Annotated in this window: 13 protein-coding genes; 6 read left to right on the forward strand and 7 right to left on the reverse strand. The window is 43.4% G+C overall.

Annotated elements, in window-relative coordinates; all coding sequences use genetic code 11:
* Positions 1 to 46: 46 nt before the first annotated feature.
* A complete protein-coding gene (locus ASD40_RS28550) occupies positions 47 to 922 on the reverse strand; it encodes an NAD(P)-dependent oxidoreductase (protein WP_057306526.1) in 876 nt (291 codons plus the stop codon).
* Positions 923 to 1,097: 175 nt separating this feature from the next.
* Between ASD40_RS28550 and ASD40_RS28555 the strand changes: the two genes are divergently transcribed.
* The 3 genes from ASD40_RS28555 to ASD40_RS28565 are packed head-to-tail and all read left to right on the forward strand — an operon-like array spanning position 1,098 to position 3,756.
* Positions 1,098 to 1,427 (forward strand): PadR family transcriptional regulator, encoded by a 330-nt coding sequence (locus ASD40_RS28555; RefSeq protein WP_057307069.1) that lies wholly within the window; start codon positions 1,098 to 1,100, stop codon positions 1,425 to 1,427.
* Between the two features lie 16 nt (positions 1,428 to 1,443).
* Positions 1,444 to 2,166: a pentapeptide repeat-containing protein gene (locus ASD40_RS28560; protein ID WP_057306527.1), complete on the forward strand. Its 723-nt coding sequence runs from the start codon at positions 1,444 to 1,446 to the stop codon at positions 2,164 to 2,166.
* 60 nt (positions 2,167 to 2,226) lie between these two features.
* A complete protein-coding gene (locus ASD40_RS28565) occupies positions 2,227 to 3,756 on the forward strand; it encodes an MDR family MFS transporter (protein ID WP_057306528.1) in 1,530 nt (509 codons plus the stop codon).
* Positions 3,757 to 3,823: 67 nt separating this feature from the next.
* Here ASD40_RS28565 and ASD40_RS28570 read toward each other — a convergent pair whose 3' ends face one another.
* On the reverse strand, positions 3,824 to 6,967 hold the full coding sequence (locus ASD40_RS28570; protein WP_057306529.1) for a glycoside hydrolase family 2 TIM barrel-domain containing protein: 3,144 nt from the start codon (positions 6,965 to 6,967) through the stop codon (positions 3,824 to 3,826).
* A gap of 136 nt (positions 6,968 to 7,103) precedes the next feature.
* Here ASD40_RS28570 and ASD40_RS28575 point away from each other — a divergent pair, with 136 nt between their 5' ends.
* Positions 7,104 to 7,964: an AraC family transcriptional regulator gene (locus ASD40_RS28575; protein WP_057306530.1), complete on the forward strand. Its 861-nt coding sequence runs from the start codon at positions 7,104 to 7,106 to the stop codon at positions 7,962 to 7,964.
* Between the two features lie 81 nt (positions 7,965 to 8,045).
* On the forward strand, positions 8,046 to 9,962 hold the full coding sequence (locus ASD40_RS28580) for a PAS domain S-box protein (protein ID WP_057306531.1): 1,917 nt from the start codon (positions 8,046 to 8,048) through the stop codon (positions 9,960 to 9,962).
* A gap of 710 nt (positions 9,963 to 10,672) precedes the next feature.
* On the opposite strand, the gene ASD40_RS28585 is transcribed toward ASD40_RS28580, so the two are convergent.
* From ASD40_RS28585 to ASD40_RS28605, 5 genes are all read right to left on the reverse strand, one after another.
* Entirely contained in the window at positions 10,673 to 11,845 is a 1,173-nt protein-coding gene (locus tag ASD40_RS28585; RefSeq protein ID WP_057306532.1) for an ATP-binding protein, read from the reverse strand.
* A 10-nt stretch (positions 11,846 to 11,855) separates the two neighbouring features.
* Positions 11,856 to 12,449 carry a chemotaxis protein CheB gene (locus ASD40_RS28590; protein WP_057306533.1) on the reverse strand — a complete coding sequence of 198 codons (594 nt, stop codon included), beginning with the start codon at positions 12,447 to 12,449 and terminating at the stop codon, positions 11,856 to 11,858.
* Between the two features lie 27 nt (positions 12,450 to 12,476).
* Positions 12,477 to 13,307: a CheR family methyltransferase gene (locus ASD40_RS28595; RefSeq protein WP_057306534.1), complete on the reverse strand. Its 831-nt coding sequence runs from the start codon at positions 13,305 to 13,307 to the stop codon at positions 12,477 to 12,479.
* Between the two features lie 2 nt (positions 13,308 to 13,309).
* A complete protein-coding gene (locus tag ASD40_RS28600) occupies positions 13,310 to 17,464 on the reverse strand; it encodes a response regulator (RefSeq protein WP_057306535.1) in 4,155 nt (1,384 codons plus the stop codon).
* A 186-nt stretch (positions 17,465 to 17,650) separates the two neighbouring features.
* Positions 17,651 to 17,944 carry a hypothetical protein gene (locus ASD40_RS28605; RefSeq protein ID WP_057306536.1) on the reverse strand — a complete coding sequence of 98 codons (294 nt, stop codon included), beginning with the start codon at positions 17,942 to 17,944 and terminating at the stop codon, positions 17,651 to 17,653.
* A 164-nt stretch (positions 17,945 to 18,108) separates the two neighbouring features.
* Here ASD40_RS28605 and ASD40_RS28610 point away from each other — a divergent pair, with 164 nt between their 5' ends.
* Positions 18,109 to 18,705, forward strand: coding sequence for a 50S ribosomal protein L25 (locus ASD40_RS28610; RefSeq protein ID WP_057306537.1), 597 nt, complete (start codon positions 18,109 to 18,111; stop codon positions 18,703 to 18,705).
* Positions 18,706 to 18,754 lie beyond the last annotated feature (49 nt).

Raw genomic sequence — 18,754 nt, forward strand, 5'->3', positions numbered from 1 at the left:
CGGGATGCTTACTCTCCTTCAATAGCTCACTATCTCGAGCTACTTATTAATAAATCTTAAACAATGCTTGAGTACCGCTGTCTTCTTCGCCGCTCGCAGCTAGCTGCTCATAAAGAGATTTCGCCAGTGTTAGTCCGGGCAGCTCCACGTTCATTTCCTCAGCAGATTGAAGCGCGATCTTCATATCTTTGATGAAGTGCTTCACATAAAAGCCTGGAGCAAAATTCCCAGCGATGATGCGGGGAGCCAGGTTACTTAAGGACCAACTGCCCGCCGCGCCCGACTCAATACTTTTGAGCACAGTCGAAGGATCGAGTCCTGATTTCTTCGCATATACGAGCGCTTCAACAACGCCCATCATATTACTTGCGATTGCGATTTGGTTGCACATTTTCGTATGCTGCCCTGCACCCGCTTCTCCTTGGTAGACGATATTGGTGCCAATCTTCTCAAAAAGCGGCAGCATGGTATCAAAAGCTTCACGCGAGCCCCCAACCATAATCGATAATCTCGCTTCCTTAGCTCCAATATCACCACCCGAAACAGGAGCATCTAGTGAAAACACTTGTCGCGTGAGTGCTTTTTCATAAATCTGTTTGGCCAGCATCGGACTAGATGTTGTCATATCAATTACATAGCTGCCCGGCTTAGTGTTAGAAAGAATGCCATTTTCGCCTAAATAAATCTCTTCTACGTCCTTAGGGAAGCCTACCATTGTAATAATTACATCACATTGCTGCGCTAATAATCCCGGTGAATCCTGCCAGTGAGCCCCCTGATCCAACAGCTCCTGTGCCTTGGATTTCGTTCGATTATATATATGTACCTCGTAGCCTGCTTGAATAAAATGGCCTGCCATACTTTTGCCCATTACACCTGTTCCTACTAAGCCTACAATCGTTTGTGCCGGATTGATTACCACAATGAATGCCACCTTTCATTTTAACAGCAACTGATTTCGAATATGTTTCATTCTTAAGTTATCATCGTCTGTACATCTGGTCAAACTGAGCTCATACCTAAATGTGTAACGAAAATAAAATTACTTTGACAGACATAGTATTCTCGTGTATATTTTAATCTAGGAGGTGAGGATTATCGTTGACTTGAAAATAACGTCCGATCTCATTCGAGGACACACCGACACTATTATTCTCAAGTTTTTAATTTCCGGAGATAAATATGGCTATGAAATTTCAAAGCTCGTGCAAGTTACTTCAGGTGGGGAATATGAACTGAAAGAAGCAACGATGTACTCCAGTCTCAAGCGACTAGAACAGGAAGAAAGCATAACCTCTTACTGGGGGGATGAAACGCAAGGCGGCCGTAGAAAGTACTATCGCATTACCGATAAGGGCAAAGAAGCTTTTAAGATCAACAAGTTAAATTGGGAACATGCGAAGACCATTCTCGATTTGCTCATTTAGAAAGGCGGTATGATGGATGAAACCAAACCCGAGGCTCATTGCTTATTTGAATGATGTTTTTTCACATTATGAAGATTTGAGACCCATCCAAGAATTAAAAGAAGAGCTTTTAACTGATTTGCAGGAAAGACTCCAAGATCTGCAAAAAGATGGCTTCGATGAAGAAGCTGCCTTTCAAAGGACGATCGCTTCCATCGGCGAAATATCTGAATTGATCGAAAGCATTCATGCAAACACCACGAAGCTCCAACAAATCATTGGCATTGATTTCTCTATGCAGAATTTGCAAAAATCCGACCTAAAGTCTATCCAAGTGCATGATGGCAAGTTCAATTACAGCAACCTGCAAGATTCCGATTTCAGCCATTCAGACTTAACCAATGCTTCCTTTAAGTGCAGCAATTTAGATCGGGTTAAGTTCGACGGTGCGAATTTGACGGGAACGAAGTTTTCTAAATCCAATCTTAGAGGTGTCAGCTTCAAGAATTGTATGTTAGACCTTATAGAGTTCCGTTCTTGCGATTTAACTGGAGTATGTATGGATAACCTACTCTTTACAGGAACTACTTTTCATCATTCCAATCTAAAAGGAACCACGTTCCGAAATGCCACACTTCAAAGCTGTTCCTTCAAATCTGACATCAAGAAAACAATCTTCGATGGTGCCAAGATGGATAAAGTAACCTATGCTTTGTTAAAAGGGTTTAAAGCCAATTTAAGTCATGTTACTATCATTTAGTAACCCACCTCATAGATAAAAATTAAATCGGATTCAGAGAAAGTGAGGACAACAATCATTATGGTAGCGCAAAACAAAAACAAAGGCTTAGGCATTGTCATCGCCGGGCTATTGCTGGGTATCCTAATGGCTGCCATGGATAATACCATTGTAGCTACAGCCATGGGCACCATCATCGGTGAATTAGGCGGATTGGATAAATTCGTTTGGGTCACTTCAGCTTATATGGTGGCGGAAATGGCCGGCATGCCAATTTTCGGCAAACTTTCCGATATGTATGGACGCAAAAAGTTTTTCATCTTTGGTGTTATCGTGTTTATGCTTGGATCCATCCTATGCGGAACAGCAAGTTCGATCATAGAGCTCAGCATCTATCGCGCAATTCAAGGTATCGGCGGCGGCGCCATGTTACCAGTTGCTTTCACGATTATGTTCGATGCCGTTCCCGCAGAAAGCCGCGGTAAACTAGGTGGACTGTTCGGCGCCGTGTTCGGCATGTCCAGCATTTTCGGGCCACTTCTTGGCGCTTATATCACAGATTATGTGAACTGGAAATGGGTATTTTACATTAATCTCCCTCTTGGTTTAATCTCACTTATTTTTGTAGCTTTCTTCTATCGTGAATCCGTTGAACATTCTAAGCAAAGAATCGATTGGTGGGGCGCTTTGACACTCGTTGGCGCCATCGTCTCCCTCATGTTCGCTCTGGAATTGGGAGGCAAGGAATACGCATGGGATTCAGCATTTATCCTTGGTTTATTCGCCTTGTTTGCGGTGTTGACAATCATCTTCGTCTTCGTAGAACGTCGGGCTGCCGAACCTATTATCTCTTTTGCGATGTTCAAAAATCGTTTGTATGCATCAAGCAATGCCGTTGCCATTTTTAGCGGCGCAGCTTTTATCACAGCATCTGTCTATATCCCAATTTTCATTCAAGGTGTATTAGGCGGGACCGCTACCAATTCGGGTTTAGTTCTTCTTCCTATGATGTTAGGCTCCGTTGTAACGGCAACAGGCGGCGGTTTCTTAATGAATAAAATGAGTTATCGCGCGATTATGATTCCAACGACCTTCCTCCTTATTGTCGGAACAGCTCTCTTGACTACGTTATCGCCAGAATCCCCTCGTTGGCTTGTCACGATCTACATGATCATTATCGGACTCGGCATCGGGGCTTCCTTCTCCGTATTAAGTAATGCTGCCATTCATCTATTCGAGCCACGGCAGCGTGGTTCAGCCTCATCAACACTGAACTTCCTTCGCTCCTTGGGGATGACGCTGGGTATCACCGTATTCGGAATTGTTCAGAGTCATGCATTAACGCGAAAATTGACGGATGTATTTGCAGGTCAAGGTCAAACGGGAGCTGCCATACCAATCGGGGACTCGCATACACTGCTTGATCCCGCAAAACGAATGGAGATTCCTGCACCTGTTCTTGAGAAAATCACAACCGCATTATCGTCTTCCATCGTTCTCACCTTTGCTTGGACTATACTTCCTGCTGTTCTTGCCTTCGTTTGTGCCATCGTAATGAGTAAAGAGAAGCTGGATCCAGCCCAAGAAACCGAAGCAGCTATGTCACATTAAGTTAAAAAAAGTGCCGCTCCAACTACAGCAATCTGTAGATGAAGCGGCACTTTTCATTTCCAATTCTTTAAATTCCTTTAAACGTGAATGAGTACGAATAAGTACGGTTAGCATACAGCGTGAACTCAGGGTGTGTTCTTGCTCCCCAGCTGTCATCCCCGCCGACGCCCATTTGCTTATAGTTCACTCGCAGCACGACTTTGTCGCTAGCTGGCAGCTTATACGTATGGTCATGAGCTTCCAACTCGGAAGGTAAATATGGCAGTGCATTCAGTTCAACGGTAGGCAGTCCCGTAATGCGAAGACCACGCCCGTTCGCATCTGTCAACGTTGCCCAGCGCACATCCGTTTTATTACCGCATTCCTGCGGGCGTAAATAGGGCACGAACTGTTCTTCAACGGTACCGCTGTGTAAAGCTAGTTTGGCTCCGGCAGCTCGGTCCCAATAGTTCTCGTGTGGTCCGCGGCCGTACCAGCTCAATTGCTGAAAGGAGCGGTCTAATTGGAAGAGTACGCCAATCTCCGGAATTTCAGGTAAGTGAGTTCCAGGTACGAGCTCCATACGCACTTCTATTTCGCCGTTTGGCGATACTGTGTAAACCAATTGCATCTCGGAAGTTGGCTTCGTTGCTAATTCAAAGAGAATGTGCACCTCGGCACGGCCATCGCCAATCGATTTAGCTGTCAAAGATTGCAGCGTTCTTCCGCTGCCTGCCTCTTGCCATGGCGCACAGCGAATGTGATGCTGGTTGCCGCGATCATTATCGGTATAAGCTCGCCAGAAATTAGGGACAGGACCTGTCAAGAACAGCTCGCTTCCCTCGTACATGTAGGAAGTGATATCACCGGTTGCAGCATTGAATTGAAGAGAGAAGTTGCCTCCCTTAAGGCTTATTCTTTCCTTTGTTGATGCAATTTGTACAGCTTCTAGAGTGGACAAGGTCGCCGCAGATTCTTGGACAGCCTTTTCAGAATAAGACCAAGCCGCTTTACGAACTGGAAGTAAGAATTGCTCCCAAGCGATTTCATGTCCTTTCTGCGCCCAATTCGTATCTGCTTTCAGCTGTAGACTGATCGTCAGTACGAACTCATCTTTCGGCAAAATGGTTTCCATTTGATCTAGAGCCAACTCAATAACAGCTGTTTCTCCTGGCTTTACAGTGAATTGTCCACGTTTGGCTTCACCAACAGGTTCACCATTACGTGCAATCGTCCATGTCCAATCAAACTCACTCAGATCCGTAAATAAATATTGATTTGTCACCTTCACTTGGCCACTAGCAAGATCGAGCGCTTCAAATTTCACATTCTGGTAGCATTTCTTCACTTCATAGATCTTCGGTGATGGTGTACGATCAGCGAAGATTAATCCGTTACCGCAGAAGTTGCCATCATTCGGTGTATCCCCGAAATCGCCGCCATAGGCTTGATAGGTAACACCCTCAGGTGTTGTTGTCCGGATCGATTGATCAATCCAATCCCAAATAAAGCCGCCTTGAAGCACCGGATATTTGTCAAACAACTCCCAGTACTTAAATAGATTGCCGCATGAATTACCCATTGCATGGCTGTATTCACACAGAATAAACGGTTTCTTCGGGTTACTTATCGCGTATTCTTCGATTTTCTCAATTCTGCTGTACATCTGACTTTCAATATCCGACGCCGCGTCCGATGCGCGGAAGTGGAAAACTCCTTCGTAATGTACAACTCTGGATGGATCTGCAACACGCAAGAAGTCGTGCATTTTAATAAAGTTATCGCCGCCGAACGCCTCATTGCCTAGCGACCAAATCACAATCGATGGATGGTTCTTATCTCTTTGCATCATCGAATTCGCACGATCCAGCACAGCTCCTGTCCATTCCAGCTTACTTCCCGGAACGGCGTCTGCTTCAACGTCCGATCCATAACTCCATGAGCCATGTGTCTCGAGATTCGTTTCATCAATCACATACAGCCCATATTGATCGCACAGCTCATACCAATACGTATTGTTTGGATAGTGTGAGGTTCTCACAGCATTGATATTATGTTGTTTCATGAGCAAAATATCAGCAAGCATGCTTGCTTTATCAACAGAACGACCGCGATCCGTATCGAATTCATGACGATTAACCCCTTTGAACACAATACGCTCACCATTGATCTTCATCAAACCGTCTTGGATTTCGAATTTACGGAATCCAACCTTGCAGCTTTCTGTTTCTAGAAGTGAGCCATCCTCATCTTTTAAGCTCAAAACAAGTGTATATAGAGTAGGCTTCTCCGCGCTCCATTTTGCAGGCGAATCCACCTGGATGGAGAGCTCTACTTCTTGTTTAGCAAGGCCACCTACATTTATTTCTACGGAAAGAGGCTCCTTCCATAGCGGCTTCAACTCACTATCATAAAGAGAAGCTTCCACACGGCGTGTACCGATGCTAAGTCCATCGTAATTTGTAACTTTTGCTAGAATAGACAGCTCCGCATTTTCGAAGGAATCGTCCAGATTCGTTAACACCTTGAAATCTGAAATATGCGTCGGTGGCGTGCTATACATATATACATCGCGGAAAATACCGCTTAAGCGCCAGAAATCTTGATCCTCCAACCAGCTCGCATCACTCCAACGGTAAACCTCTACGGCAAGCTTATTCTCACCCTCCACCAAGTAGGGGGTAATATCAAAATCCGCAGGTGTAAACGAATCTTGGCTAAAGCCCACCAAATCGCCGTTTACCCACACATAAAAAGCCGATTCAACCCCTTGAAAGCTTAGATATACAGGTTGATCTGCCCATGCTGCCGGGACCGTAAAGCTGCGGGAATATGAACCCACAGGGTTATACTTTACAGGAGCAAATGGTGACTTCAAGTCTTCATGGCCCACCCAAGGATAAATGATATTCGTATACTGTGGGAAGTCGAAGCCTTGCAGCTGCCAATGGGAAGGTACGGCGATGTCCGCCCAACTGCTGCAATCATAGTCGATCTTGTGAAACTCTTGCGGACGGCCTTGCGCATTCTCAGCAAAATGAAACTTCCAAGTTCCATTCAATGATTGGTAAGAATCGGACGCTTCACGAACCCCAGCAAGTGCCTCTTCTTCGGACTTGTAAGGCATTAAAGTGGCATGAGCTTCCATGCGGTTCAATTGAAAAATCTGAGGATTATTATTCCATTCCGGGTATCCGTTTGCAGGCGGTGTATATTCGAATTTTTTAGCCATCTCTTGAATTCCTCGCTTCTATAAGGTTGTATAAATTTCTTCAACTATCTTCTTATTGTACAAGACAATAATTTCTTTTAAAATATAAGATAATACGCATCACATATTAAAAAATGAAAGAGTTGACCCTCTAGCGATGGCTATCGATTACAGGAAATTTTTCGTCATTACAGAAACGGATCGGAAGCTTCCTCTCATCCTGGAAACAGTCGGTTACGAAAATGAACAGCAGTTCTACAAGCGAGAAGAAGGTTATCCCTGCTTCCATTGGCTCCAAACGATTGAAGGCAGCGGAGAGATTATCCTCGAAAGCGGATCCGTCAAGCTGAGTGAGAATCAAGGCATGCTCCTGCCTGCTGGCGTCCCGCATGAATATAACATCACAGCCGCCAAGTGGTCGACATGGTATTTAACCTTCGATGGCGCACTCGCTGCCTCCATTGTATATGCCTTAGAGATACCTTTATCCACATCAATTAGCTGGGGCATGGAAACTCCACTCGCTAGTATTCATGAATACTATTATGAAAAGTACCGCTACAGCCATGACTTCACAGGCATGAATGGTTCACTTGAAATCTATCAATTCCTGACACTGCTCAAAAAACACGGCAACGTAAATAAAAGCGCATCCTTTTCCCAAAGTCACGAGCGTTTACTGCCTCTTTTGTTGGAGCTTGAGATTAGCTACGCTGCTTCCGACGTAGGGCTCAGGTGGATGGCTCAGCTGCTTGGCATAAGCTCACAACACGTCAATACATTGTTCCGCAAAGCATTTGGACTCTCTCCTTACCAATACTTACTGCAGCTGCGCCTACAGAAATCCAAGGAAATGCTTATCGCTCAGCCTAATCAAACCGTGAAACAGATCGCTGACGCGACCGGCTTCCTCGACGCTTCGCATTTCATCTCGACATTTCGCAAATCCGTCGGTTTGACGCCCGAAGTTTTCAGAAATCAATACAACAAAAAGAACCAATCGGAAGAATTCCGTTAGTTCGACTGCTACTTGAATTCGTTTTCGTTTCAAAAAAAGCTTATGATGGTTATATATGGGTAAAATGATTGGGGGCTAATGATGAGCAGCTTACAACTTGATAAACATCGTTTCTTCGAGCAGATGGTTCAATTCTCTCCTCATGGGATCGCATGTTTATCCTTAGACGGGTCCCTACTGAGAGTGAATCCAGCATATTGTTCGATTCTGGGGTATTCGGAAGATGAGCTCGAGAAGCTTAACATTCGTGAACTCACCTTTCCTGATGATTGGCTCCATTACTCTGATCAAGTTCAAAGCTTAATAGCTCGTTTGACTTCTTCTTTTACCATGGATATACGATACATGCACAAGAATGGTGGCATCATCTGGACATCTGTCCAGCTCACATTCGTTTGCGATACTCAAACCGGGTCCCCTCTGTATGGAATCGTTCATATGACGGATATTTCACAGCTCAAGTTCATCGAACAAAAGCTGCAAGAGTCCATCGATCGATATACACCGCTGAAAATGCATACACATGATGCCGTCATTTCACTTGATTTGGACGGAATTATTATCAATGGTAATGCGCGGGCACAGGAACTATTAGGCTTCTACAACAATGATTTCGTAGGAATGCCTTTTTCCAGATTTGTAGGTAAAAATAATGTGAAACAAATCCTAACGGATTCCCTATTAGATGCTTCCATGGAGAAGAAGATTGACCATATTCGTCAAATCAATGGTCATATTGTTGAAGTACTGACAACGATTGCTCCCATCATCATGAACGAAATGAATGTTGGGTTCTATATCATTGCAAAGGACATGACAGAACAGAAGAAATTAATGATTGAGAAGGAAACAGCTGAGAATACGAATAAAGCGAAGAGTGAATTTCTGGCGATAATGAGCCATGAAATTCGGACGCCGATGAATGGTGTTATCGGAATGACAGACCTTTTGCTTCAAGCAACTACATTAGACGATGAACAGAAAGAGTACGTTGAGATTATTCATAAGAGCGGTGAAACGCTGCTTCGTATCATTAATGACATTTTAGACTTCTCCAAAATCGAATCCGGTAAAACGGAATTACTTGAAATCCCATTTAATATCCGAGATGCCATTTCAGAAACGTTTAACATATTATCGACCAAAGCGGATGAAAAACAGTTATCCACGACATTTACAGTAGATCCCATCGTCCCGCACTCTTTGGTGGGTGATTCAGAACGGTTGAAGCAGGTTCTTATTAATCTGGTTGGCAATGCCATCAAGTTTACGCCATTCGGCGGAATCTCCGTACATGTCAATAAACGCATACAAGAAGATCACATCATACAACTGGAATTTATCGTAAAAGATAGCGGAATCGGCATTCCAGCGGATAAAAGAAGCTATATCTTCGAGCCTTTCAATCAAGTCGATCATGTGATGACACGCAAATATGAGGGTACAGGGCTTGGCTTAGCGATATCGAAAAAGCTGGTCCGACTCATGGGTGGCGATATTTGGGTAGAGCCTACTGACGATCCGGGTACTACGATTATGTTTACCATATGTCTCAAAGAAGATCATTATTCAGATGAATATCAGACATATACGAATGAAGGTATAACGCAGGCTTCCCTACACATACTCATCGCCGAAGACAATGCCATTAACCAATTTGTTTTAATAAAAATGTTAGAGAAACAGGGACATATCATTGCAGTTGCTGCTAATGGGGAAGAAGTTGTGAAGACCGCCTTAAGGGACCGTTTTGATATAATATTTATGGATCTCCAAATGCCGATCATTAACGGATTAGATGCAACCGCAATGATTAAACAAACACTCCCGCCAGAACGATGTCCCATGATCGTCGCCGTAACTGCGAACGCCTTAAAAGAAGATCGCGATAAATGCCTCGCTGCGGGCATGGATGATTATTTGAGCAAACCGATCAAAAATAAATCACTTCTGGCTATTATCGCGACCTATATGGAGAACAAACGCTTTACGGGCTAGACCGAAATTGGCGAATCTAGAAATTTCTAGATGAGATAAACCTGGCCATTAGCCAGTTCCTTCGATTAACAGCCCATCCCAGCCACTTGAACATCTGTAACGATGTAAAACATCGATACAAGCCACACGCAGCGCGGATGTCAGTGCTTTTTTCATCTGCAACGATGAAAATCATCGTTACAGTACGAGACAGTCACGGCTGAGACATCTGTAACGATGTAAAACATCGTTACAAGCTATACGCAGCGCGGATGTCTGCACTGTTTTCATCTGCAACGATGAAAATCATCGTTACAGTACGAGACAGTCACGGCTGAGACATCTGTATATGCTGCCAACATACCTTACTACCCGCAGCATTGTTGTACGTTGTACAACATTTTGCAAGCAAATCCACGTTTTCCACGCGATTGTTGCAGAAAATACAACAATTTCAGCCAAAAGCGGCCCAATTGCCTATAAAAGAGCTGAATTGTTGTACTGCATACAACATCTTCAGCTCTGTTTGCTCAAAACAAGGAAATTGTTGTACGTTGTACAACTTCCTTTCCGAATTACCCAATTCTCCCATAAATCAGGACACAAAAATAACCATGCTAAATACGGAGGGAATCCGGGGAATCTTCACTTACCCCAAACCCAAATAAAGACAAAAAAACCGCCGCGGCGGTTTGAAGTTTCCCCTTATAAAGGCATTGGGAAAACTTATGTTAAACCAAATCTTTCACAGGGTTCGTAACATTTTTGTTTTGAAAACCTTGAGATATAGGCAGATGCACACGAAAAATGGATCCTCCACCGAGAACACTATCCACTTCCATGAGGCCGTCGTGTCTCTCAATGATTTTTTGCACCGTAGCAAGGCCTAAACCGGTACCCTCGTAGGCCTTGGCATTATCCAGCCGTTTGAAGGGAGTGAAAATAGACGGGATGTCCTCTTTTTTCATGCCAATGCCATTATCTTGGATTTGAATGACAAAGGTATCCGGTTCATTTCCTTCCAATAAGGAAATCTGAATAATCGGCGATTGTTCCTTCCTACGATACTTCAGCCCGTTTGCGATAATATTTTGAAACAGCTGATACAATTGCGTCGCATCCGCTTGAATAATTGGAAGCCTGTCTTGGATGAGGATTTGTCCTTCATTTTGTTCGATCGTGCTGCTTAGGTCCGAGATCACATTCATCACAACTTCATTCAAATCAACATTTCCAAAAGTAACCGATTTCGCGTTTAACTGGGCGTACGAGAGCAAATCGGTGATCAAGTGGTTCATCCTCTCAGCGGTCGCTGAAATTTGGTTCATATATTCTTTACCTTTTGGCGTCATATCCGCACTATGTCTAGCTATAAGAAGCTCGCTCAACCCTGTAATCACATTCAGCGGATTCTTCAAATCATGCGAAACGACCTGTGCAAACTCCCTTAAGCTCTCGTTACTGCGCTCAAGCTCCGATTGAATCGCCTCAAGCTCTTTATTTCTGCGATTGAGTTCTAGAAATATTTTCACTTTGCTGAGCAGAATATCGGCATTGACAGGCTTGAACAAGTAGTCCACTGCACCGCTCTCATAGCCTTTAAATACGCTCTGATCTTCTTTATTACTGGCTGTTACAAAAATGAGCGGAATATGCTTCGTTTCCTCGTTGCTTCGCAGCAGCTCCGCAAGCTCAAAGCCATCCATTTCCGGCATATTCACATCAAGTAAAATAAGCGCAAAGTCATGGCGCAAGGTATATGATAAAGCTTCATTGCCTGATTGGACGACGTACAGATCACAATGGAGCACTTGCAGAATTTTCTGCATAGCGAATAAATTTTCTTTCCGATCATCAACGACTAAAATTTTTGGCGCCTGATGCCTATTTTTCTGAGTATCCATATAGGCCCTCCTAATTCTTAGAATGATGGATTCGTTCGAGATTATGTAATTGTCTCAGAAACTTTCCGATGTCATCTAAGGACAAAATATAATCAACCTTTACAGTGTCTATAGCTGCTTGTGGCATTATAGGGAACTCCGCCGTTTCAGGGTCCTGCACAATCGTTATGCCGCCGCTCTCCTTGATCGTCCGGAGTCCAGAGCTTCCATCTCGGTTTGCCCCTGTTAAGACAACGCCTACACACGCCTCTTGGAAGGCAAACGCTGCACTATCAAACAAAACGTCAATCGAAGGCCGAGAATAATTGACTTTAGGATCAATGGATAGGCTGAACGAACGATCATCTTCAATGAGCAAATGATAACCAGGTGGAGCGAGATAAACGTGATGAGGTTGAATGGTCTCTTTATCTATCGCTTCTTTGACGTGTATAGCAACTTGCGTATTTAAATATTCAGCTAAATAACTGTCGCTGCTCTCCAAAATATGCTGTACGATGATAATCGGTAAGCTGTAGTCAGACGGGAGATAGGATAACAGACGCGAGAGTGCCTTAAGCCCGCCTGCCGATACCCCCACAACAACGGCTTCCAATGGGCGCATGGGCTCACTCCCTCTCTATAACCTTGCTTACACTGGCAGCTGCTTCCTAAAAATTCTCCACTTAGAGGAGAGTGCTTCATACTGAGAATGAATCTCTGAAAACTCGATAGATTCCTTACTCCCGAGGCATAAGAAGCCGCGTGGAACGAGACTTTGGTTGAATAGCTGATAGACCTGATTTTGCAATTGCTTATCAAAGTAAATGAGCACATTCCGGCAAATAATGAGATGCATTTCACCAAAGGCGTTGTCCGTTGCCAAATTATGCTGCGAGAACACGATGTTTCTTTTTAAAGCTTCCTTCATTTTGCCCATCTGATATTTAGCATGGTAGTAATCCGAAAAGGAGGATTTGCCTCCGCTTTTTTGATAATTTTTAGTGAAATTTCGGATACTTTCTAACGGGTAAATGCCTTCTTCTGCAGTAGTTAGTGACTCTTGATTCATGTCCGTCGCGTAAATCTGAACACGATCATAGAAGCCTTCTTCTTCCAGCAAAATTGCCATTGAGTAAACTTCTTCCCCTGTCGCACATCCGGCATGCCATATTTTCACAAAAGGATACGTCTTGAGTAAGGGAATAACGAGACTGCGCAGCTCAACAAAAAACTCAGGGTCACGAAACATTTCGGTGACGGTCACCGAGATATCCAGCAATAATTGATTGGCAAACGCTTCATCATAGAGAACTAACGGAATCATATCAGACAGTCGAGCAAATCTTGACTTCTGCCTAACATAGTGCAATCTTCTCATTAAAGATGAACGGGCATAGTTACGGAAATCATATCCATGCCGCTGATATATAGCTTCCAGTACTAGATCTACTTCAATCTTTTCTACGAGTTTTTCTGGCATTTTTATCGTAAGAGCCACACCCTGATTAATGATAACAATTTATCGGTATCAACCGGCTTCGTCATATAATCATTGGCTCCCCTCTCTATACATTTTTCACGGTCACCCGTCATGGCCTTTGCGGTCAAAGCGATAATCGGGAGGGACTGGAACTTCGGCATGGTGCGAATATGACCTATGGCTTCATAACCGTCCATCACCGGCATCATAATATCCATAATGACCAGCTCGATCCCTGTTTCACTTTCCAGTTTATCCAAAGCCAGCTTCCCATTATCCGCCATCACAACATCCAAGCCGTGTTTTCTTAATATTTTGGATAAGGCAAACGTGTTGCGAAGGTCATCATCCACCAGCAAAATTTTGCGTCCCTTTAAGGTTTCATCGGAATCACGCACCATACGAATCATTTCTTTCTGCGCTTGCGGAAGAGATTTATGCACGCTGTGAAGGAATAGAGAAACTTCATCCAGCAAGCGGTCCGGTGAATTCGCGCCTTTAATCACAATGCTGTCCGTAAACTGGTTTAGTTCCTTATACTCTTCCTGTGTGAGCTCTTTTCCAGTATTAATAATGATCGGCGGTATAGAGCCCTCTGAATCAACAACTAACTGCTGCAGCAGTTCAAAGCCTGTCATATCGGGCAATGTTAAATCCAGAATCACACAATCAAAAGGTTGTGATCGCATAAATAGCAGAGCTTCTTTACCCGTTGTGACACTGAGGATGTCAACCTTCTTATGCTTGAGCAGTTCATGAATAGCCTTTTGATTATTCAAATCATCCTCAACAACTAAAACCTGTTGGATGCGCTCTTGCAGCTTATGTTCAATTTTGTTAAAAACAGCTTCAATGTCTTCCGCTTGAATCGGTTTCGACAAATAGCCAATGGCCCCGCGCTGCAAGGAGTCTGAGCTTTTATCCCGGCCTGAAATGATGTGTACAGGAATGTGTCGTGTTTCATTGTGATATTTCAAATGATCAAGGACCTTCAGGCCGTCCACATCTGGAAGCCCCAAATCCAAAAGAATCGCGCTTGGAATATACTGCTTGGCTAATTGAAGGGCACTGAAGCCATCTCCTGCCGCAAGGCACTTGAATCCCTTTTTGTAAGACATGTCCATAAGAATCTTGGCGAACGCCGGATCGTCTTCCACGATCAAAATAACTTTGTCTTGCACGCTATTCTTAAGGTGTTCGCGATCATCAGGCAAGAACGTTTTCGCTGGCTGAGCCGTTAACAGATGATCTTCATTAGTGCTTGCAATCAACAATTCACTTGAAATCTGTAAAGAATCGACTGCTGCAGCAACCTCAGCTTTAAACGACGCTATCTTTAGCTCTGACACTTCGGCATTAACGACTCCTCCGAGCGGGAGATAAAGTGTAAAGCTGCTGCCTCTCCCCTCGGTACTATTCATGTGAATTTCGCCGCCCAATAGCTTAGCCAACTCTCTAGAAATAGTTAAACCAAGACCCGTTCCGCCATATTTCCGACTCGTCGTGCCATCTGCCTGCTGAAAGGCTTCAAATATAGCTTGTTGTTTACTAGCAGGAATACCTATCCCCGTATCGGTTACAGTTAACGCTAGAGACCCGTTTTCTTCCAGATGGTTATTTTGGAAAGCCGTTCCTTTTCCAGCCCTTGCGATCTCAACCGCAACGCTTCCTGAAGCCGTAAATTTAAATGCATTGGATAAAAGATTCTTCAGAATTTGCTCGGTACGCTGACCGTCTGTTGTCATGATTTCCGGGATACGATCGTCAAGTTTTAAAATGAACGAAAGGCCCTTTTCTTTGGCAACTGGATTAAATTGGTAACGGAGTGATTGAAGGAGATCGTCCAGTCTCACTTCTTCCATTTGGATGTCCAATTTGCCCGCTTCCACTTTGGATAGATCCAAAATGTCGTTAATTAAAGACAATAAATCCAAGCCGCCGCTATGAATAATCTTAGCAGACTCGATTTGATCTTCCGTTAAATTACCATCTTCATTTGATGATAATGATTTGGATAATATCAGCAAGCTGTTAAGCGGCGTCCGAAGTTCATGCGACATATTGGCCAAAAACTCCGATTTGTACTGACTCGCTTGTTCCAACTCTTTCGCTTTTTCTTCTAAGTCCTGCTTCGATAATTGAATAAAGGCATTTTGCTTTTCGATGTCGGCTTTTTGTACTTCCAAATAGTTGGTTTTTTCTTCTAGCTCTTCATTAATTGCCTGAAGTTCCTCACTTTGGATTCTCATCTTTTCTTCGGATTGCTTCAGCATCAGCGTCTGCTCTTCCAATTCTTCATTGGCCGTGCGCAATTCTTCCTGCTGAGTTTGAAGCTCTTCCGTTAACAGTTGTGATTCACGCAATAACACTTCCGTTTTCTGTCGGCTGTTAGCGGCTTGTATGACAACGCCTAGTGTATCGGATAATTGCTCCAATAGATCGTGCTCTGTGCCTGTAAATGGTTTAAAAGCAGCAAGCTCTATAACGGCCAGCACTTCCTCCTCGAAGAGGATAGGAAGAACGACGATTTGGGAAGGTTTCGCTTCCCCGAGACCCGATTGTATGTGTATATAATCGCCCGGCACATTCGATAACAAGATAGGCTTTTTCTCAAGAATGCATTGACCCACTAGGCCTTCCCCAGGTCGAACCCGATTCGCAACGTTCTTTCTTTCTTTAAAAGCATAGCTGCCAAGTAAGACAAATTCATTGGACTGATTTTCATTTGACTGTGTCTCTTTCAAATACATAATGCCTTGACCTGCTCCGACAAGACGCGAAATTTCAGATATAAGCATGCCCACTAACTGCTGTATACTTGCAACGCCTTGTGCAAGCCCCGTCAGACGAGCTAATTGGGTTTTCAACCAAAATTGCCGCTCATTTTCAGCGGTTGTTTCTTTTAAAGAGGTCAGCATTCGAATTAATGCCACGCTCAGTTGATCTTGATCAGATCGGGGAACAATCGTCTGCTCATATTCACCTAATGAGATGCGATCCGCCTGAGTAATGACCTCCTTAAAACTAGCTACCATCTGATTGAAGGCTTCCATCAGCTCACCAAATTCATCCTTCGATTGAACGTCCAGATGAATATCTGTGACTCCTGTCAGAATGAGTTCCGTAGATTTCTTAAGCAGCCGGATTTGAGATAAAAGCATTCTAGATATCAAAACGATGACCAAAAAGGAGAGGATTAGAATAATGACGTTAAATATGGCCACACCAATCAACGATTGCGTGGTATTCTTTTCGATTGTTTCCATACTTTGAATTAATTCTGACGAAAGTCCATCCTCAACCTCTTTAAGAAGATCTACTTCTTGTGTCGCCACGTTGTGCCATTGCTGTGAGTCCACCCCGAGAGTCTTCCCTGGTTCCGCTTTTAGGACTAGTTGAACGAGACGATCGACCTCGTTAACAGCTTGTCCTTTCACCGTTTTCTGATAGAGTTGCCCAGCAGTCACTGTTGCGAGTAAGTTGGATTCCTTATAATAAAGCAATTGTTCGTTCTCTAACACACCGATCTGTTCAATCTCATTTAAATCCGCACGATCCGAGGAAAAAACATGAAATAATAATGCGCGCTCCCTACTCACTGCAAATTTGCTTTTGGAAAAGAGAATATAGGAATTAAGCATGTTTGAAATTTGCTGATTCGAGCTTATTTCGTTCGTGTTTTGCATCATATCAAAGAGACTATTTATCGTATCAAAATAAAAAGAAAGTGTTTCATCCTCATTGGCTTTCCCTTGATCAATTTGCGTCCTCTGAATCACTATTTGGTCCAGCTTGCTTACCGCATTATTTGCATTTTTCTTAAACTTATCACCCAAAACAGATGTGTTCAATGACTTTAATTGCTCCCGAAATGCACTTGTCTTCTCATCAGTAAACTTACGTTGATCCGTTAGTTGGCGCGTAACCGTTTTATCTTCAAAGTAACCTGATAATAGGCTCCGCTCTTTCTGAAGCTCATGAACCAGATCATTGATGTAGATTTCCGTTGTAACAAGGGTCTGCAGCCTGCTTAATTCAGACAGCTCTTTCACTTTTCCATAAATGGCATTGGTGGAGAAATATAACAACCCCAACATAGGTAGTACAATCATAATAATCAGTTTGTAATTTATTTTAGCGTTCCGAATCCATTGCATGTGGCAAGCCCTCTCTTTGGTTGAGACTGTGTATCACGTTTAGGAGTATATATTCTACAAATTACGACAAACCCCCTCTATTTTGAGCTCAAAAGGAACAAAAATCTGCTCGCAAAAAAGCATATACAAAAAGGACAGAACGATTGGGATCGTCTGTCCTTGGTAGATTCAACTAAAACCGAGAAACTAGTGGTTCGGAATAAATTCACTATGAACTTCGATCAGCTTTTGGACGAATATCTCAAAATCATTTTTACTAGAAGAAAATTTGAAATCGGTTACACCCGTGTTGAAATCAATAACTGTTAAAGCCACACGATTGAGTGGATATTCGGGAATAGGCTCAGAGGCAAGAGAAATATTTTTGAAAGGGTAAATGGATGTTTCACCGTAGAAACGAAGCACAGTTAAATGATCATCTCTTAACTCCAAGGATATTTGTTGATCTGAATCAGTGAAACTCTTCAGTGTACTCATCATTTATCAATCCTCCTCTTGTCCTCTATTTTACTATCAAATGAGGAGATAAAGAAGCCCAAAACGAAAAATTTTCCTGCCTCTTACCTGTTTCAATACACAATAAATCGGGTAAATGAGTAATAGGGCTGAAAGCCGCTTTTACAAATGCTACGGAGGTGCAACAAATGACTACAACGATTTTACTATCCGAAAGATCAGGTCCTGTAAAGAAGCTGCGAGCTGAGGGGCATATTCCTGCTGTGGTGTATAGCTCACGTATGGATTCCGAACATGTCACTGTCCCGGAAAAAGAAATCCGCGCATCACTGAAACGCAATCCGCGTGCTATCCTGAATGTTACCCTGCCATCCAAAACCAAACAGCCGGTAATCGTCCATGAAGTCCAGAAGGATAGCCTGACGGGTCAATTGCTGCATATTGATTTTCTTCAAATTAATATGAAAGAACAGCTCGACACATCGATTGCCGTCCATTTCACCGGAGAAGCTAAGGGCACCAAGGAAGGCGGTATTCTCCAAATAGAAACTCATGAGGTCATGATCCGCTGTATGCCGAACAAGCTGCCAGAACATCTCGCCATTGATATTAGTATGCTAGGTATCGGCGAACATATAACCATTGCTGATCTTAAAGTTCCCAAGCATGTTGAAGTGTTAAGTGATCCAGAAACCATTCTGGCCACCATACTTGGCATGCAGAAGCTTGACGCAGCGGTTGAACCAGCTGCAGAACAGGCGGAGGAAGCTGCCGAGTCAATCTAAAGCTTAAAGTGATTGCCCGCTGACACAGGAATAATAAAACCGGCTCTTT

Origin of the sequence: Paenibacillus sp. Root444D2, from assembly GCF_001426375.1 — a bacterium.
Taxonomy (GTDB): domain Bacteria; phylum Bacillota; class Bacilli; order Paenibacillales; family NBRC-103111; genus Paenibacillus_E.